We start from the raw sequence: 19,914 nt of genomic DNA on the forward strand, positions 1-19,914 counted from the left end.
AATAAACAGTTTTATTTTTAAAAAAATAGTGGCTATATTGCAGCCGTTATTTAAAGCTTAACTAAGCTCAAATAATTACATTTTTATGAAAAAACCCTACCTGAAAAAACTTTACCCCTGTATTCCGCTATATTTTTTGTTTCTTTTAATTACTTCTTGTTCTTCTTCAAAAAACATTAAATATTTTCAAGATATTCCAGACACAGCTAAGGTAACAGAGATTCCGGCTACTTCATTCGTGGCGCCCAAGATACAACCGGATGATATTTTGACAATTACGGTTGTTACAGTTGATCCTCTTGCTAGTCAGGTAATTAATATGGGAAATATTCCCGGGTCAGCTAATGGTTCACTTAATGTAAATCCAGCTGTCACCCCTCAGCAAATTATTGCTGGCTATTTAATTGATAAAAATGGAAATGTTGAATTACCGGTTTTGGGCAAATTAAAGTTGGCCGGTTTAACAACAAGTGAAGCGAAAGATGTAATTCAGGCTAAAGCTGCTACCTTTTTTAATGATCCTACCGTAAGCGTACGGTTTGCAAACTTTAAAATTAGTGTAACGGGCGAAGTAGGGCGTCCTTCCACCTACGTTGTTCCAAATGAAAAAGTAAGTTTATTTGATGCTTTATCCATGGCTGGTGATATCACCATTTATGGTAAAAGGGAAAACGTGCTATTGATCAGAGAAGAAGCTGATGGTCATAAGCTGGCATATCGTTTTAACTTGAATAATTCCAATATTATGAAATCGCCCTATTTTTATCTGAAGCAAAATGATATTATTTATGTAGAGCCTTCCAAATCAAAAGTGGCCGCAAATGATATTGCCCAAACGCGCAATATTACTATAATCAGTTCGGCATTATCAGTATTGATTGTTTTATTAACCAGGTTAAAATAGATTAAATGAGCAACCATAACACACAAATGGGAAAGTCTAATAAGGAAGAGGAAAGCTTTGATTTTAAAGAAATAATAGGTAGTGTTTTATCAAATTGGTATCTTTTTGTTTTGGGAGTCATCCTTTGCTTAGGGCTTGCCTTTTTATTTATACGTTACTCAACACCAGACTATATAATTGACGGTAAATTATTGGTTGATGATGATAAGAAGAACCCAACTTCATCTGCCTTAAATTCGATTGTTGATTTCTCAAGTATTTTTGATTTGCCGAGTAATGCTCAAAATGAGCTTGAAATACTAAAATCAAGATCTTTAATGACAGCAGTTGTTCATCAACTACAGTTGAACGTTACTGTCTTTAAAAAGGGAACGATAAAATCTGTTGAATTGTTCGATGAAACTCCCTTTGATATTGTATTAGATAACTCAACTGATACCATTGAAGATGCAAGATATGTCCTCGATGTATTAGATGCGCATCATTTTAGATTAAAAAACAGTAAAGCAAATGTTGATGTAAATGGCACATTTGGTACCCTTATAAAACTCGATCAATACAATATTGTATTTAAAAACAATTTGAAGCCTTTAATACCCGGCTCACAGTATGTTATATTAGTTCAGGCACCCGAAACTAAGGTGGAAGAACTTGGCGAGAAATTTGACGCGACCCTGTCAGATAAACAAAGTACAACTATTAATTTAACCTTTAATTATCCCAATTCAAAAAAGGGCGAAGCAATTATGCAGCACCTTATTGATCAATATATGCTGGATAATCTGAACAATAAAATTCGCATACTGGATAGTACACTGGTTTTTATTGATAATCGTTTGGTAGGAGTTGGCAGAGATCTTTCAGGCGTTGAAAAAAAATTAGAAGACTTTAAAAAGGAAAATAGCTTGGCTGATGTTGATGAGCAATCAAAGGCATTGGTGCAAAGTGCCAAAGATTTGAACAGTAAGTTAACCGATGCAGATATTCAGCTAACTATTATACAAGATCTAGAAAAATACATTCAAAATCCTGGCAACAGGACAATAATTCCGAGCACTTTAACCGTGCCCGATCCGCTGTTTGCCGGTGCCATCGAAAAATACAATGAGTTACTACTGGAGCGCAGCAAGCAGACTATTTCTTTTAAGGAAAGCAACCCCATCATAGTTAATATTGATAGTCAGATTGAAGGGATACGCGGAAATTTGCTTAAAAGCTTTGCTGCCTATAAAAAAGGCTTACAAGTAACACGGAGCCAATTAAATGTTCGTAATAATGATTTCAATAGTAAAATAAAAGGTGCTCCTGCTACTGAACGTATATTTTTAGATTATTCGCGTCAGCAAAACTTAAAACAGGAGTTGTACCTATACCTGATGCAGAAAAGAGAGGAAACAGCGATTTCGAAGACCTCTACCTTTTCAACTACAAGAATAATAGATAGGGCTAAGAGTGCAATTAAGCCTTATAAACCAAATAAGGGATTTATATTTACGGTTGGAGCATTATTAGGGCTTTTGTTACCTGCAGCATATCTGTTTATCAAGGATAGCTTGAATATTAGGATCATAACAAAACAAAATGTTGAACGTGAAACCGACATTCCAATCGTTGGTGAAATTGGAAACAATGTAGATCAAAACAATCTGGTTGTAGATTCCAATTCACGGTCTATAATTTCTGAACAGTTTAGAGGCTTGCGTACCAACCTTCAATATTTGTTAAAAAGTGGTGAATCACAGGTATTGGTTCTTACTTCAAGTATGAGTGGTGAAGGAAAATCTTTTATATCATTAAATTTAGGTACTGCTTTAGCCATAACCGGAAAGAAAGTTGTGTTTATCGAATTAGATTTGCGAAAACCAAAGCTTTCGGCAAATATCGGGATGGATAATTCCAATGGTTTTACTAACTACATTGTTTCTGAAAGCAACTCGCCGGAGAGCATTATCAGGCCTACTTTTTTTCATGAAAATTGCTTTATTATATCGTCGGGTCCAATTCCTCCTAACCCTTCTGAGTTGATATTAAACCAAAAGTTGGACGTATTGATTGCAACATTAAAAAAACAGTTTGATTTTATAATTATCGATACTCCACCGGTTGGTTTGGTGTCTGATGCATTATTGATAGAGAAATTTGCAGATGTGGTACTGTATGTTGTGCGACAAAACTACACCTTTAAATCACAAATTGGAATTATAAACGATCTCAAGGTAACTGGTAAAATAAGAAGGCCATATTTGGTTATCAATGATATTAAATCAAAGAAGGCTGGCTACTACGGAGGCGGATACGGTTATGGGTATGGATACGGTTACGGTTATGGGTACGGATATTCGGTTGATGTTCAGAAATCAAAAACAGCGTGGTTTAAAAATTTATTTAAGAAATAATAAGCGGAGTAATTAAATATTCGCAGCCATCCTTAAGTTATATATAGAATATAACGGGATAAGCTTATCACTTTGTGTGATATTGAAAATACAATAATTAATAATTAAAACGGGACTTAATATGCTTACTTACACATTGAGAGTTATGGAGATCAGGCAGGAAACTGGTGATACCGTTACGCTTTGTTTTAAGCAGCCTGGTTTAAAAAAAATTAAGTATTTGCCAGGGCAATATTTGACACTCATTTTCAGGATTAACGGGCGGAGATATATTAGGCCATATTCATTTTCATCAGCTCCTGTTGTTGATGCTTTGTTGGAAGTGACCATAAAGAGAGTACCTGGTGGGATAGTATCAAACCACATCCATGACACTATAAAAATTGATGATATTATAGAGGTTATGCCCCCTCTTGGCGATTTTGTTTACGACCGGATATTGTTTCCTAATGTAAAGAATATAGTGCTTTGGGGTGCCGGAAGTGGCATAACGCCGCTTATGTCAATTATTAAATATGCATTGTCATTGGAGGATGCACCCGGAATTACTTTGGTTTACGGTAACAGAAATTATGAAACTGTTATATTTTTAGACGCTATTAGGCGCTTGCATGATGCTTACCCAAACAAGCTTTCGATATGGCATTTTCATACGCAGCTTTCCGTTAGTGACCAAAATCCTTACCTGGTGCAAGGCAGAATAAATCCGTCAAAAGTACTGTCAGTGATGAAAGCAACTGGTGATATTGAAAATTCAATTCATTACATATGCGGGCCAGTTGGTTTAAAGGAATCCGTTAAAGCGTCGTTGAAAGATTTGGGTGCCGACGAATCACAGATTTTTACAGAAGATTTTGAGTTAGTTAAGAACCCTAAAGATTTTGAGGATATCAATACCCGATTCATCCAGATCTTTAAGGATCAACAAACTCATAAAGTAGAAGTTGTTAAAGGGCGAAGTATTTTAGAAGCAGGGCTTGATTCTTCGTTGGAGTTATCCTATTCCTGCCAAACGGGAAATTGCTCTGTATGTAAGGGCCAGGTAACTAGTGGCGAGGTTAAAATGATTGGCCTGGATAAGAGGCCGGCCGACCTTAAAGTTAACGAGTACTTATTATGCTGTACTTATCCGTTAACTGATGATGTTTGTATAGCGGTTGATTAATACCAGAAAAGATACTTGTGTTATAGGGTTAGCCCAGAAGCCGGCTAACATGAAATAAAGTATAAATATTAAGGAACATATATATTTAGTTAACATCATTCATCTATTTTAAAACGTATGAAAGTAGTATTACTCGCCGGAGGTTTAGGCACTCGTTTATCTGAGGAAACGGTATTAAGACCAAAACCAATGGTCGAAATTGGAGGAATGCCCATTTTGTGGCATATCATGAAGATTTATTCTTCTTATGGCTTTAACGACTTTATTATTTGCCTGGGTTATAAAGGGTACGTAATTAAGGAGTATTTTGCCAATTACTTCATGCACAAATCAGATGTAACAATTGATTTGACAAATAACTCTGTTAAAGTTCATGACTCGCAAGCTGAACCATGGAAAATTACTTTGGTTGATACAGGTAATGAATCAATGACAGGTGGTCGTATTAAAAGGATAGCACCACACATCGGCAATGAAAGATTTATGTTAACTTATGGTGATGGCGTTAGTGATGTAAATATTAAGGAACTTTTGGAGTGCCATGAACGCGGTGGAAAGTTTTGTACAGTAACCTCGGTACAACCATCTGGACGGTTTGGTGCGCTTAATATTGATGATCATAATAACGTGCACTCTTTTATGGAAAAACCCAAAGGCGATGGTGCCTGGATAAACGGTGGATTTTTTGTTTGTGAGCCTGATGTTTTCAAATATATAGCTGGCGACAGTACTTTATGGGAGCGTGAGCCGATGGAAAAGATTGCTGCAGATGGTCAGATGGTTGCCTACAAACATAGTGGTTTTTGGAAGCCAATGGATACGCTAAGGGATAAGCAGGAGTTAGAGGAAGATTGGGTACAGAATAAGGCTAAATGGAAAATTTGGTAATATGTTTAAAGAATTAGAAAAAATATATAAAGGAAAAAAAGTTTTTTTAACAGGGCACACCGGTTTTAAGGGCGCTTGGATGTTGAAAATACTATCTATGTTGGGTGCTGACGTAAAAGGTTATGCGTTGGCTCCTGAAAACGATTTTGATTTGTATAATTTAATCAAAGGAGATGAAATTTGTGATTCTGTAATAGCAGACTTGCGTGAGAGAGAAAAACTGATTGCATCTATCAGTAGTTTTCAACCAGATTTTATTTTTCATTTGGCAGCACAACCACTGGTGCGGTTATCCTACAGCATTCCGTCTGAAACTTTTGATGTCAATGTAATAGGTACAGCCAACGTACTTGATGGAGTAAGAACTTTGGAAAAAACTTGTCAGGTAGTTTTGATAACTACGGATAAAGTATATCATAACAGGGAGTGGGTTCACCCATACCGTGAAACTGATCGTTTAGGCGGGTATGATCCTTATAGTGCAAGCAAGGCCTGTGCGGAATTGGTAATTGATTCATACCGGAATTCTTTTTTTAACAAGGCTGTATATAATGATCATGGTAAAGCTATTGCAGTTGCACGCGCAGGTAATGTAATTGGTGGCGGAGACTGGGCCAAAGACAGGCTGATCCCGGATATCGTTAAAGCCCTTGCAAAAAACGAGAAAGTCATTATCCGTAACCCAAACGCAGTAAGACCCTGGCAACACGTGCTTGAACCTATAGTAGGTTACCTGTTGCTTGGTAGTAAACTGGTAGCTGACCCGATAGAATACTCAGAAGCGTACAATTTTGGACCGGGGTTGAGTGACGCTTTGCCTGTTCATAAAATGGTAGAGTTAGCTATTGCTTCATGGGGTACTGGTGAATTCGAGTTGCTAAATGCAGATAAGCAACCGCACGAAGCAGGGCTTTTAAAATTGGATATCAGCAAAGCGGTAAATCAATTAAAGTGGAAGCCGCAATATGAAGCCATTGATGCTATTGGAAAAAGCATTGAATGGTACAAGTACTACTATAACGCTTCAGCGGATATTATCGCTTTTACCGAAAAGCAGATTACCGATTTTATTGAAGCTGCTGATCATAGCTAAACGTATAGGTAAAGCGGTATACACTGCTGCATCTTGAATAGTATATTAATATTTGAAAAACAAGTCATTAGTAATAGCATGCTAAAACACATTAACGCGCCCGATCTGGAAAAGAGCCTGAGGGCAATCGCAAAAACTCAAACCACAAAAACTATTATTGCTGGTGAAAATTATATTCCGGTAACAGGTAAAGTTCTTGATGAAGATGATATTTTATTAGGTGTTGAAGCTGCACTTGATGGATGGTTAACAACAGGGCGTTTTGCGAACGAGTTTGAAAGGGACTTTGCGGCCTATTTCAACGCCCCTAAGGCATTACTGGTTAACTCGGGTTCGTCAGCAAATCTCGTTGCATTTTATGCGCTTACATCTCCAAAACTTGGAGATCGGGCAATTAAACCGGGCGATGAGGTGATAACTGTCGCTGCTGGTTTTCCTACAACAGTAAACCCAATGGTTCAGTTTGGCGCTATACCAGTGTTTGTAGATGTAGATATCGCTACGCACAATGTGCTGTCAGATCAGATTGAAGCTGCTGTTTCTCCAAAAACAAAAGCGATTATGATTGCTCATTCATTAGGTAACCCTTTTGATTTAGATGAGGTGATGAGAGTTGCTAAGAAATATAAACTGTGGGTGGTTGAAGATGATTGCGATTCGCTTGGCGCTACCTATAGGGGTAAAAAAACAGGCACCTATGGCGATATCTCAACATTCTCGTTTTATCCAGCCCACCATATCACTATGGGCGAAGGAGGAGCAGTGATTGTTAACAACCCCGAATTGATTAAGTTGGCTGAAAGCTTCCGCGATTGGGGACGCGATTGTTATTGTGAGCCAGGAAAAGACAATACATGCGGATGCCGTTTTGGCCAGCAGTTGGGTAGCCTGCCTTATGGTTACGATCACAAATACACCTACTCGCATATCGGATTTAATTTAAAAGTTACAGATATGCAGGCGGCATTTGGGGTATCGCAACTTAAAAAAGTTGATCATTTTGTACAACGCAGGCGCGAAAACTATAAAGCACTTTATGAGCGCATGAAGCAGTTAGAAGATGTGTTTATTTTACCAGAGGCAACACCAAATAGCGATCCATCGTGGTTTGGGTTTTTATTGACGCTGAGGGAGGGTGACGCCGCCGACAGGCACATGCTGGTACAGCATTTAGAAGAGAAGAAGATAGGAACGCGTTTATTGTTTGCCGGTAATTTATTACGTCAGCCTGCCTACGCAAACGTTCAGCATCGGACAATCGGGGATCTGAAAAATACAGATATCATTATGAATCAATCATTTTGGTTAGGCGTATGGCCCGGTTTAAATGAAAGTCACTATGATTATATGCTTGATACTATAACTGATTATTTAAAATAACTGATCGGGCCTCAATAGATATTGCTATGTATACAATTTTGATCACAGGTATTAATGGTTTTCTGGGTAGTAACGTGGCTAAGAGGCTCTCAATAAATCATACTATTCTGGGCCTTGTACGCAATCCTGAAAACCTGCACAGAATCAAGGGTAATAACTTTGAGATATATAAATCTGACGAGGCCGGCATCAAGGAACTGTTTGAAAAGCACAAGGTTGATGTTGTCATTCACACGGCTACGTCGTATGGCCGTAACAATCAAACTGTAGACGAAATATCCCAAACAAATTTTCAATTTCCGTTGAGGTTGTTAGATATGGCAATTAAAAATGGAGTTAAAGCCTTTATTAATTCTGATACAGTTTTAGATCGTTTTGTCAATTTATATTCGCTAACGAAATGTCAGTTTGCCGATTGGCTCTATTTCAGGAGCAATCAGATCAAAGTAATTAATTTACAGCTTGAGCACTTTTATGGACCAGGCTGCGACAATACTAATTTTATTACGATGATGATCGGAAGGCTTAAGAACAACGAAAGTCATATCGATTTAACTAAAGGTGAGCAAAAAAGAGATTTTATCTACTTTGATGATACGGTTGATGCCTACGAACTGATGGTAAATAAGATTGATAGTTTAGCTAATGCTTACAATAATTTTCAGGTAGGCTCGGGTAAAGTTGTAGCTATTAAAGAACTGCTTAATGAGCTTAAAAAGCTCACAAACAGCTCGACATTATTGAATTTTGGTGCAGTTCCTTATCGTGAAAATGAACTTATGATATCAACCACTGATAACTCGGGCCTTGTGGCGCTTGGTTGGCAGGCCAAAACAACGCTTACAGAAGGATTAAAAAAGACAATTTAATATACATAATTTAAAGGGTACATATGAAATACTTAATAACGGGAGGCTGCGGTTTTATAGGTAGTAATTTAGCCGCTGAAGTATTAAAACGAGGCGAGGAACTTTTTGTTTTTGATAGTCTTTACCGTTTGGGAAGTACCCAAAATCTTGCATGGCTACAAGAACGCGGCGCATTTGAGTTTTATCATAGAGATATCAGAAACTTAAATGATGTTGAAACAGTAATTAAAGATATAAAACCAGATGTTATTTTTCACCTGGCGGGGCAGGTAGCTATGACTACCTCTATCCAAAACCCGCGCATGGACTTTGAGGTAAATGTTATGGGGTCACATAACGTTTTGGAGTCGGTAAGAAAATATTCGCCAAATACTGCTGTTTTATATTCTTCATCAAATAAAGTATACGGAGATTTTGCTGATTTGACGTTTGAGGAAACCGAAACCCGCTACCAATGTAAGGAGTTTCCAAACGGCTTTGATGAGCAGTCCCCACTTTCGTTCCATTCACCTTATGGTTGCTCAAAAGGCGCTGCTGATCAATACCTGATCGATTATAACAGGATTTTTGGCTTGCAAACGGTAGTGTTTAGACATTCTTCGATGTACGGTGGCAACCAACATCCCTCAAATGACCAGGGTTGGGTAAGTTGGTTCATAAAAAATGCGCTGGAAATAAAGAGCGGCAAACTTAAAGAACCGTTTACCATAAGTGGAACTGGTAAACAAGTACGTGATGTTTTACATGCTGATGATGTAGTTCGTTTATATTTTGCCGCATTTGAAAATATAGAAAAAACCAAAGGGCAGGCATTTAACATAGGCGGTGGTGTGGAAAATAGTTTATCGTTGCTTGAACTATTTGACCTGCTTGAAGAATTGCTTGATATTAAAATGATTTACAAACAATTGCCATGGAGAGAAAGTGATCAAAAAGTTTTCATTGCCGATAATACTAAAATTACACGACTTGCAAAATGGAAAGCGCTTGTTGACAAAAGAACAGGTGTCTTAGAAACTATTAACTGGCTGAAAAGTGCGAATATTTAAACCAATAACTAATTTTTTAACAAAAGGGTCAGACAGATCTATTAATGTTAAGAAGAATATTGTCATTTCATTTTTTTTGAAAGGATTAAATATTGGCGCATCCTTATTATACGTTCCTGCTACCATCAAATATCTGGACACAACACGGTACGGAATATGGATTACCTTAACATCGATAGTTGCCTGGTTTTCGTTATTTGACGTTGGTTTAGGAAACGGCTTGAGGAACAATCTTGCAACTGCCTTAGCCAATGATGAAAAGCTTGTGGCTCGGAAGCTGGTAAGTACTACTTACGCATTGTTGGTAATTATTAGTGCAAGCATTGCTTTTTTATTTTTTATTATAAATCATTGGCTTTACTGGCCCTCAATTTTAAATACTCAAACATCTTTTCAGAGTGAGCTATCTAAATTGGCGGTTATTGTAATATTTCTTTTTTGTTTAAAGTTTGTATTACAGGTAATTGATGTGATTTTGCTGGCCAGCCAACGCCCTGCCTTTAGTAGTTTATTGGAGGTTTCCGGGAGTGTTTTGGGATTGGTAGCTATTCTTTTTTTGGCTGTATTAGGCAAAACTTCATTGTTGAACTTTGGTATTGCTATCATGTCAATACCAGCTTTAGTATTTCTGATAGCAAGCATCATCCTGTTTAGCAAAAAGTATAGGTTTTTACGCCCTGGACTTAAATACGTTGATTTTAGTTACTCAAAAAGCCTTTTGGGCTTAGGTTTAAAATTTTTCATGGTACAAATTGCTGTGATCATCATTTTTCAAACCAGCAATATCATTATAGCACAACTGTTTTCACCAGCATCGGTTACACCTTATAATATAGCCTATAAATATTTTAGTGTCATCATAATGGTTTGGGGCATTGTTGTAACACCAATGTGGTCGGCATTTACTCATGCTATGGCAACCAAAGATTATAAGTGGATACAACGCACTATAAGAAAACTTAACTACCTAATGATATTTGTTGCGTTTGTGATATTAATTATGTTTTTGGCAGCACCTGCAGTCATTGCTTTGTGGACAAATAAAAGAGTGGTAATAAGTAACAGAATGCTAATCATCTTCTCGTTTTATGCTATGATACAAGTATGGAACAATACTTATTCATATTTTCTGAACGGAACAGGCCTAATCAGAATACAGGTAATAACCTCGATTATAGCTTCGATAATTCATATCCCATTGTCAATATTTTTAGTTAGGTATTTACATTTTGGTCCCGAAGGGGTGGTGCTTTCTATGGCGATTTCACTTTCTATATTTGGCGTTGCAGGATCTATCAAATCTTTTAAAATAATTAACAAATGGGTAGCGGTAGCTTAGTTAGTATATTGATTCCTGTATATAATAGGGAGACCCTGGTTGGCAAGGCGATTGATTGTTCGCTTAGCCAAACGTATAAAAATATTGAAGTAATTGTCATTGATAATTGTAGTACTGACAATACCTGGAAAGTGCTGGGCGAATATGCCGGAAAAGATCCTCGCGTAAAAATATTCCGAAATGCCGAAAACCTTGGCCCGGTGGGAAATTGGATGGAATGTATCAAGCAATCAACAGGGGAATACGTGAAGATTCTATTCTCTGATGATTGGTTTGATGATGATTATATTGATAAAACAATAGGGTATCTTGAAAATAATGCCGACGTTGGCTTGGTTTTTTCAAAGACAATGCTTCATCAATTTGGTGAGGTAGTTCCCAAATACGATAATTTTGGTGAAAATAAAGTTTTTCCATCAAAGCATTTTATTTACAGGTATATACGTAGTAAAGGCAACGTCCCTGTATCGCCAGGTTGTGCTATATTCAGGAAAACTGATATCCAGAAGTCATTGCTATATCATATACCAAATCCTTTAGGTATAAATTATCCCCGTACTGGCGGCGGCAATGACGTACTGCTATTTTTGCTAACAGCAGCGCGCTATAAAAATGTAGGATATGTACATAATACAAACTGTCATTTTTCGGGTGGAGATGACTCAATTACCAGGAATGAAGACCTGATAATGCCATATTTGTATGCAACAGCCTTTTTTTTAAATTCATATCGAACTTTTACTTGGTTTTATAAAGCAGTTTTGGGTACAAGGTATATATACTACCTTATAAAAAGGCATAAATTCAATGTAGAAAAAATAAAGGAAGTTTATTTTTTGATACGATAACTTTTACCTGTAGTTAATGAAATCGTCGCTAAGCTTCATGAACGCAGGCTTCTTAAAAACAGAATATAAAAGTAACGAACAGCAGCAGCAATTGGGTTCGAAAGGTTAACAAAAAACTAAGAATGGTTATTAATTACGGTTATTAATGAGTACGATTAAAAGTTCGCATGTAGGGGGGGTAAACAAGTTGAGATCATTAAGGGTTTTCTTGTTGGTATCCTTGTGCTTTTTATCCGTGCAGCCCTGGATAGTGTGGGATCTTAATAACTTGTTCCCGGTTATTGGTTTATTCTACATGTTCATAGTATGTTTTACCACCTTAAAAAGGCGGAAGTACTCTGTTTTGCCCTTTTTGCTTATCATATATATGCTTATTCCACGTACATATGAAATTATATCATTTAAAGCAGCCTTAATAACTTCTATAGCGTTTGTTACTTTTTTGCAACATGAGGACGATGATGTTAAAAAAGAAGTTTTCGAAAAGTTTGTAAAGTTATTTAGTACTTTATTGGTACCTGGAATTATATTGTACCTGATTCATTATGTTATAAAGTTGCCATTTTTTATCATCCCAAGTAGAAACCTGGTACTTGTGCAGGAATACAGAAATTTTGGTTTTTTTGTGGAAGCGGTTCAGGATGTGGATGCCATACCGAGGTTCAGGTTTATTTTTGACGAAGCTGGGGTTGTAGGAACGGTGTGCTTTACGGTTTTAATTGTTGTTATAGCGCTTAGTAACACGGAGCTTTTTAATACGCTAATTTATTCAAGAATAACCAATGCACAGGATTTAATAGGTGAACAGCGAACCCAGGAAGTGTTTAATGCCCATTATGATAAATACGTGCAAACACCCCAATTAGCTATAGGAAATGGTATGGGGAGCGAATTTGCACTTGAAGAGCGTAAGGCGGCTATTGCTTCATATAAAGTATACATATATGAATACGGGATAGGTGGAGTACTGTTACTTGTTGTTATTTATTACAAGCTGATACGTAAGGTACTCAATCCTTTTAATTCAATTTTAGCTATCCTGGGGTTGTTGCTCTGCTGGTATCAAAGGCCCTGGATAAGCGATTATTACAATACTATATTGATATTTTGTGGTATCTATATGGTTCGCGATAAGTTGGAATTAACAAAAAAGGGAACCACCAAACCTTCAGAAATTGAAGAGCCATCGTTTGAAGGTGATGTTAAAGGGGCTAATAACTCTTTATCTTTTTAACACTATATAATATTTGATCATGAAATTACCAATAGCTATTGTTATACCTACCTTCAACAGGAAGCATTTATTAATTGAGTGTTTGAAATTGTTAAGAACTCAAACCGTTAAACCCGAACTAACTATAATAGTTGATGATGGATCGTCTGACGGTACCGGAGAAATATTGAGTAACGATTTTCCGGAAGTGATTTGTTTAAAGGGTGATGGCAATCTGTGGTGGACAGGATCAGTAAATTTGGGAATTGATTATGTATTAAAAAACTACCCTGCAATTGAGGCGATAATTTTGCAAAATGACGATGTGAGTTTTAAAAGTGATTGGATTGCAAATTTAGTAACGGTAGCCAAAGAAAACCCAAAAGCGMTGATTGGTTCTGCAACGGTTGACGTTGCTGATGGTGATACGATAACATATGCCGGAAAAACGACTCACCCATGGTTTGCTTATTCAAAATATTATCATCGTGGAGCAAAGCTTTCCTCGTTTAAGGAAGAATTACTAATTGAATCATTTGATTTAATTGGCCGAGGAATATATATACCTGTGGAAGTATTTAAAGCAACCGGACTTTTTGATTATGAACATTTCAAACACCGCGGCGACACTGAATTACCGCTAAGGGCAAAAAATGCGGGCTATAAGTTATTGGTTACATCTAGGGCCATAGTTATGGAATATACAGGTACTACAGCTTCAATCGATATTAAAGAGAAATATTCACTTAATGATATTAAAGACAAGTTCTTTGATTTCAGAAGTTCGGCTTATTGGAAGTATCGTTATTATTATGGAAAGATACTATCAAAGAATAACCCGGTGCAGCATCATTTCTTTTTTGTGTGCCGTATGTTTATTCACCTTGGCGGTTTTGTTTCAAGATTAAGATTGTGGTAAAATTTAGAACATTTTTGATAGTATGTTTAAAAATTAATTTGTATGCTTTTTAATTCTATTGAATTTATTTTTTTCTTATTACTGGTATTAATTATTTATCCACTTCTTAATCAAAAAGGGAGGTTGTATTTTTTACTTGCAGCCAGCTACTTTTTTTACGCATGTTGGGATTGGATGTACCTGGGTTTAATATTTTTTACCTCTGCCTCTTGTTTTGTTGTAGCCCGGCTAATAACAAATACCAAATATGCAAATTATCGCAAATTGTTTATGGCCTTAAGCTTAACGGTCAACTTTGGTATTTTATTTGTTTTTAAGTATTTTAATTTTGTTATTAAAGCCTTCGAGGATTTGGCGTCTGCGTTTCACGGAAATTATCAACTAAATGTATTGCATTTGTTGCTTCCGGTGGGTATTTCGTTTTATACTTTCCACTCCATTAGCTATGTTATTGATGTTTATAACGGCCGGATAAAGGCGGAACGCAACATCTTTAGGTTCTTGTTGTTCGTCTCGTTTTTTCCTCAATTGGTAGCGGGCCCTATCGCACGTTCGGAAAACCTGTTGCCTCAATTGCAGGAATTGAAAAACTATGATTATAGTAATTTCAGAAAGGGATTTGTGCTGATTTTTTGGGGATTATTTAAAAAGATGGTTATAGCAGATCGTTTGGCAATCGCGGTAAACCATGTGTATAATCACGTTGATAACGCATCTACATTGTCATTGATTATTGCCACTGTCTTTTTTACATACCAAATATATTGTGACTTTTCCGGTTATTCTGATATTGCTTTAGGTGTATCAAAGCTATTTGGTATCGATCTGATTGTAAACTTTAAGCAACCCTACTTTTCGAAAACTATTACGGAATTTTGGCGAAGATGGCACATATCGTTATCAACATGGTTCAGAGATTATCTATATATACCACTTGGAGGTAATAAAGTGTCAAAATCAAAATGGATATTCAATACTATGCTGGTGTTTGTGGTGAGTGGTTTATGGCATGGTGCAAATTATACCTTTTTAGTGTGGGGCGCTATACATGGGGCGATGCTGGTAATAGAACGGTTTATATATGGAGATAAAATAAGAAATATTACAAGTGGTATTACGTTCGCTAATATCTGCAGGTGGTTTGTTACTTACGTAGTTGTTGTAATAGCGTGGACGTTTTTTAGGGCCAATAACATAGGTGATGCCATAAAAATATTTGGAAAAATAGTTGCGTTTAAGGACATTAAACACGATTCGATAGCATTATTTACACAAGGAGGTTCCGAGGGATTGATAGGCTTAAAGTTTTATGATTTCTTCTTAGCGGTATTCTTTATTCTGTTATTTATAACAGTTAATTTCATCTTCCGCAAGGATGGCCTGCCAAAATTTATATTGAGCCGGCCGACAGTGGTAAGATGGAGTTTCTATATAGTTATAACCTTTGTTGTACTATGGTTTGGTAAATTTGGGATCAATGAGTTTATATATTTTCAATTTTAATTCATGGGAAATAAAATATTAATAAAAACTGTTATTTACTTATTAGTAATATTTGGCATATGCCAGGTACTGAATATTGTATTCCCATCAAAAGCCATAGTTGTCCAACGTAAATGGGTGACTGATATTATGGCCGAAAAAGATACCCTCCAATCATTAACCTTTGGAAGGTCGCACGGTTTTGCGTTACATTACGATCATTGGGATTATAAGGGGCAAAATTTATCTTTAGGAGGAGAAGATATAGCTTCAATTAACTACAGTTTGAATTATTTTTTGCCTAAGCTCACCAATTTAAAAGAAGTATTGATTTGTATTTCTTATTCTTCTTTGTATTTTGATAACGAGGCGTTGTCGAACGGCAATTTAAATGATGCACGTAAGGCGATATACGCATCCATTCCCTCTTATAAGTTGGTTTCGCCGAAAGATTATAACAATATGTTTTTTGGAAAAATGTTTGCGTTTATGCACGCCGACTATGGCTTCGAGGAATTTAAGAACCTCGTTCAGGGGAATAAAGAATTTACAGAGAGTGACCAAAAGAAAACAGCGTTAGATTCTATTCACATTTTAGAGTCGGCTTCGATACAAGCATATGATCACAGTAAAGATAAGACTATTGCACTGGAATATAATCCGCACATCAGAGATGAGTATGTGAACTATCTTAAACAAATAGCTTCATTTTTAAAATCTAAAAATATAGCGTGCGTGTTTTTTACCCCACCTTATTATAAGGAGTATACGCGACTTTATCCGCAGGGGGATATAAAAGAAACAGAAAAATTTATGCAGCAAATTTGTAAAGAAACAGGCGCCGAGTATTATAATTTCTCAACTTATCAGCCAATTGCCAATGATATAAAATGGTTTTATAACGCAGATCATTTGAATGAACGGGGCGGCGAGTCATTTACAAAACTTTTTAATAAAATATTACGCAATAAAGCAACAATTAAAATGAGTGATTATCCTGATTTAAGAGTCGCTCGTTAAATATATTATTATCTCATTATATGAAATTAGGTAAAGTAATAGCTCATATACCCGCAAGAGGGGGAAGCAAAAGAGTACAATCAAAAAATCTTAGGTATATGGATGGCAAACCGATGATTGCTTATAGCATTGAAAGCGGTTTGAATAGTAACCTATTAGATGAGGTGTATGTAAACACCGATGATGATTCAATTGCGGCAATCGCTGAAAGTTTGAATTGCAAAGTATATCGGCGACCGGCGTTATTGGGTGGAGACGATGCAACGGGCGAGGATTTTACCTATGATTTTATTAATGCCAAAAATCCGGATACCCTGGTGCTCATTAATCCTGTTTGCCCTCTTATCAGGCAGGTTGATATCCAGGGTGCACTTGAGGCATATGCAGCATCAGATGCGGATACACTTATTGGGTGTACACAAACACAAATGCAGTCATTTGTTAATAATGAACCAATAAATATTGTAGTTGACGGACCGCTTGCCCCATCGCAAAATAATCAGGTAATTACAATATGTAATTGGGCGGTAACTATATGGAATGCCAATGTTTTTAGAAAATTGTACGAAAATAACCGCAGTGGATATTTTGGTATAAACAGGCTTTTTTGGCCCCTTGATCCATTAGTGGCAGTAAAGGTAAGCGAGGAGAAGGATTTTAGACTTGCAGAAGCGCTCTTGATCGCCAGAAAACATCAGTCAACCCAGGATATCGCACCAAAGTACTGGGCAAAAGAGTAAAGGTGCCACATTTTACGCGTAATAATTGTAACAGAAAATAATAATTTATACTATGAAAATATTAACCTCGCCCTCGTCTTTTGGCCAAGTTGGAAATGAACCTGTAGATCTGCTTGTCCAAAACGGTTACGAAGTAATTAATAATCCTTACGGCAGAAAACTAACAGAAGACGAGGTTATAGAGTTAGCTGCAGATTGTATTGGTATAGTAGCCGGCGTTGAACCACTCACCGCAAGGGTTATGGATGCACTGCCAAAACTAAAATGTATTAGCCGGGTTGGTATTGGTATGGATAGTGTGGATTTAAGCTATGCCGCTAAAAAGGGCATAACTGTAACAAATACTCCGGATGGCCCAACCAGGGCTGTAGCTGAACTGACGTTGGCCATGACACTTGCCCTGTTAAGGAAGATTCCTCAAGCTCACTATGATCTTAAAAATAAAGTTTGGAAAAAACAAGTAGGTAATCTTGTACTTAACAAGGTTGTTGGTGTTGTTGGTTTGGGGCGTATTGGTAAACTTGTTTCTCAATTATTCAGAGGGATTGGAAATCCGGTGATTGGTTATGATCCTTATGCTGACAAGGAGTGGGCGTTAAATAATGGCGTTGAAATTACAGATATGGAAACGCTATTGGCTAAAGCAGATATTCTGACTATTCATGTTCCTGGGAACGAGGACGGCTCGGCAGTTATAGGTGTCAATGAATTGTCGGTGATGAAACCTGGATCATTTTTAATAAATATATCGCGTGGAGGTATAGTTGATGAAGAGGCATTATACAATTCCCTTGCGGCTAATAAATTAGCTGGTGCGGCAATTGATGTTTTCTCGACGGAGCCGTACGCAGGGCCCTTATGCGATCTTGATAATGTGGTGCTTACTCCTCATTTAGGTTCATATGCAGAAGAAGGGAAGTTGCTGATGGAAATTGACGCAGTAAAAAATTTAATTAACACACTAAAATAATACTATTGATGGATTATAAAGTTGGCATAATAGGCTATGGTGTAATGGGCAAAATTCGCCACCAGGCCATAGATGAAATTAAAAAGGGTACAGTGATAGCGATATCCGAACCCAATGCAGAGCCGGAAGTGAATGGGATTCCTAATATCAGCCATGAGCAGATTATTAATCATGCGGATATTGATATAATAATTGTTTGTACGCCTAATTTTTTAAATAAAGATTTAACTATAAGGGCATTAAACGCTGGTAAACATGTTTTCTGCGAAAAACCTCCTGCTTTCACCGGGGCCGATATACTTGAAATAAAGCAGGCCGAAACTGAAAGTGGTAAAAAACTGATGTACGGATTTAATCATCGCCATCATGATAGCGTAATGCATATTAAAAAGCTTATTGATAGCGGCGAATATGGAAAAGTTTTATGGCTACGTGGTCGTTACGGTAAAAGTGTTACAAATGATTATTTTAACCAGTGGAGAGCTAAAAAGGAATTAGCCGGCGGTGGTATTTTGATGGATCAGGGTATTCACATGCTTGATTTATTCCTGCACCTTTCGGGTGATTTTGACGTGGTCAAAGCAGAAGTTTCAAATTTATATTGGCATATGGATGTTGAGGATAATGCTTTTGTTATTCTCAAAGAATCGGCTACTGGCAAGGTGGCATCGCTACATTCAACAATGTCTCAGTGGCGCCATCTGTTTTCCCTCGAAATTTTTCTTGAAAAAGGATACATGGTGCTAAATGGTCTTATTACGTCTTCAATGTCGTACGGTGAAGAAACGCTGTCTATTGCTAAAAACAGATCTACAGCACCTGCGGCTACATGGAAAGATGAAGTTATAACCAAATACGTTGATAATAATAGCTGGCGTTATGAAATGAATCACTTTTTTGATTCAATTATCGACGATAAAGCAGTAACCATCGGTAATTCAGATGATGCATACAAACTGATGCGCATCATAGATAAAGTATACGAACAAAAAGAGTTTTAATCATAACTTATAAAAAATAAAAATCTATTACAATGGAAAGACAAGAAAAAGTTAAAAGCTATCTGGGCGACTATATCACCCGTTTGACAGATATCTTAAATAAGATTGAGGTTGCGAAACTTGAGCAGGTAATTACAGCCATGATTACTGCCTTTAAAAACGGCAATACTATTTATGTTGTTGGTAATGGCGGCAGCGCGGCTACGGCATCGCACATGCAAGCTGATTTTAGGTTTTTCGTTCGTTATTTCTCTAAATTTCGTCCGAAGATTATCGCTTTAACTGATAACGTACCTATGATTACCGCCATCGGTAACGACAATAACTTTGATGACGTTTTTGTTGAGCAAATGCGCGGCCAGTTTGTTTCTGGTGATGTTTTAATTGCAATATCAGCAAGTGGAAATTCACCTAACCTGGTTAAGGCAGCGGAGTATGCCAACGAATTGGGGGGTACCTCCATTGCGTTTGTAGGCTTTTTAGGTGGAAAATTGAATGATATTTCGTCGATATCGTTATATACGCCAAACCCTAAAGGAGATTATGGCCCAATTGAGGATGTTCACATGATTTTAAATCACGTCATCGTTAACTACCTTTCAACCGATGAGGAATTTTTAGCACTTACCGCTAAATAA

The 19,914-nt window shown here is 36.9% G+C and carries 18 protein-coding genes; all 18 read left to right on the forward strand.

The window, feature by feature from the left end:
• The first annotated feature begins 85 nt into the window (after positions 1 to 85).
• Complete coding sequence (locus tag AC1DV1_RS24180; protein ID WP_477364724.1) at positions 86 to 904, forward strand: polysaccharide biosynthesis/export family protein; 819 nt, start codon at positions 86 to 88, stop codon at positions 902 to 904.
• A 26-nt stretch (positions 905 to 930) separates the two neighbouring features.
• The gene (locus AC1DV1_RS24185; RefSeq protein WP_477364727.1) at positions 931 to 3,300 is read left to right on the forward strand and encodes a GumC family protein; all 2,370 of its coding nucleotides are present in this window, start codon (positions 931 to 933) and stop codon (positions 3,298 to 3,300) included.
• A gap of 121 nt (positions 3,301 to 3,421) precedes the next feature.
• Complete coding sequence (locus AC1DV1_RS24190) at positions 3,422 to 4,465, forward strand: ferredoxin--NADP reductase (RefSeq protein ID WP_477364730.1); 1,044 nt, start codon at positions 3,422 to 3,424, stop codon at positions 4,463 to 4,465.
• 117 nt (positions 4,466 to 4,582) lie between these two features.
• A complete protein-coding gene (gene rfbF / locus AC1DV1_RS24195; RefSeq protein WP_477364733.1) occupies positions 4,583 to 5,353 on the forward strand; it encodes a glucose-1-phosphate cytidylyltransferase in 771 nt (256 codons plus the stop codon).
• Between the two features lies 1 nt (position 5,354).
• Positions 5,355 to 6,446: a CDP-glucose 4,6-dehydratase gene (gene rfbG / locus AC1DV1_RS24200; protein WP_477364736.1), complete on the forward strand. Its 1,092-nt coding sequence runs from the start codon at positions 5,355 to 5,357 to the stop codon at positions 6,444 to 6,446.
• Positions 6,447 to 6,524: 78 nt separating this feature from the next.
• On the forward strand, positions 6,525 to 7,826 hold the full coding sequence (gene rfbH, locus AC1DV1_RS24205) for a lipopolysaccharide biosynthesis protein RfbH (RefSeq protein ID WP_477364739.1): 1,302 nt from the start codon (positions 6,525 to 6,527) through the stop codon (positions 7,824 to 7,826).
• A 26-nt stretch (positions 7,827 to 7,852) separates the two neighbouring features.
• A complete protein-coding gene (locus AC1DV1_RS24210) occupies positions 7,853 to 8,695 on the forward strand; it encodes an NAD-dependent epimerase/dehydratase family protein (RefSeq protein WP_477364742.1) in 843 nt (280 codons plus the stop codon).
• A 23-nt stretch (positions 8,696 to 8,718) separates the two neighbouring features.
• Positions 8,719 to 9,744, forward strand: a complete 1,026-nt coding sequence (locus AC1DV1_RS24215; protein ID WP_477364745.1) for an NAD-dependent epimerase/dehydratase family protein — start codon at positions 8,719 to 8,721, stop codon at positions 9,742 to 9,744.
• Positions 9,731 to 11,083 (forward strand): lipopolysaccharide biosynthesis protein, encoded by a 1,353-nt coding sequence (locus tag AC1DV1_RS24220; RefSeq protein WP_477364749.1) that lies wholly within the window; start codon positions 9,731 to 9,733, stop codon positions 11,081 to 11,083. Before AC1DV1_RS24215 ends, AC1DV1_RS24220 begins: the two co-directional genes overlap by 14 nt.
• Complete coding sequence (locus tag AC1DV1_RS24225) at positions 11,065 to 11,931, forward strand: glycosyltransferase family 2 protein (RefSeq protein ID WP_477364752.1); 867 nt, start codon at positions 11,065 to 11,067, stop codon at positions 11,929 to 11,931. Before AC1DV1_RS24220 ends, AC1DV1_RS24225 begins: the two co-directional genes overlap by 19 nt.
• 145 nt (positions 11,932 to 12,076) lie before the next feature.
• Positions 12,077 to 13,165, forward strand: a complete 1,089-nt coding sequence (locus tag AC1DV1_RS24230; RefSeq protein WP_477364755.1) for a hypothetical protein — start codon at positions 12,077 to 12,079, stop codon at positions 13,163 to 13,165.
• A 19-nt stretch (positions 13,166 to 13,184) separates the two neighbouring features.
• Positions 13,185 to 14,063, forward strand: coding sequence for a glycosyltransferase family 2 protein (locus AC1DV1_RS24235; protein WP_477364758.1), 879 nt, complete (start codon positions 13,185 to 13,187; stop codon positions 14,061 to 14,063).
• Positions 14,064 to 14,333: 270 nt separating this feature from the next.
• Positions 14,334 to 15,566, forward strand: coding sequence for an MBOAT family O-acyltransferase (locus AC1DV1_RS24240; RefSeq protein WP_477364761.1), 1,233 nt, complete (start codon positions 14,334 to 14,336; stop codon positions 15,564 to 15,566).
• 3 nt (positions 15,567 to 15,569) lie between these two features.
• Positions 15,570 to 16,565 carry a hypothetical protein gene (locus AC1DV1_RS24245; RefSeq protein ID WP_477364764.1) on the forward strand — a complete coding sequence of 332 codons (996 nt, stop codon included), beginning with the start codon at positions 15,570 to 15,572 and terminating at the stop codon, positions 16,563 to 16,565.
• Positions 16,566 to 16,585: 20 nt separating this feature from the next.
• Entirely contained in the window at positions 16,586 to 17,305 is a 720-nt protein-coding gene (locus AC1DV1_RS24250; protein ID WP_477364767.1) for an acylneuraminate cytidylyltransferase family protein, read from the forward strand.
• A gap of 52 nt (positions 17,306 to 17,357) precedes the next feature.
• Positions 17,358 to 18,275 (forward strand): phosphoglycerate dehydrogenase, encoded by a 918-nt coding sequence (locus AC1DV1_RS24255; protein WP_477364770.1) that lies wholly within the window; start codon positions 17,358 to 17,360, stop codon positions 18,273 to 18,275.
• An 8-nt stretch (positions 18,276 to 18,283) separates the two neighbouring features.
• Positions 18,284 to 19,276 (forward strand): Gfo/Idh/MocA family protein, encoded by a 993-nt coding sequence (locus AC1DV1_RS24260; protein ID WP_477364773.1) that lies wholly within the window; start codon positions 18,284 to 18,286, stop codon positions 19,274 to 19,276.
• A gap of 32 nt (positions 19,277 to 19,308) precedes the next feature.
• Positions 19,309 to 19,914 (forward strand): D-sedoheptulose-7-phosphate isomerase, encoded by a 606-nt coding sequence (locus tag AC1DV1_RS24265; protein WP_477364777.1) that lies wholly within the window; start codon positions 19,309 to 19,311, stop codon positions 19,912 to 19,914.

This window comes from Mucilaginibacter sp. P4_D1 (genome assembly GCF_056401935.1).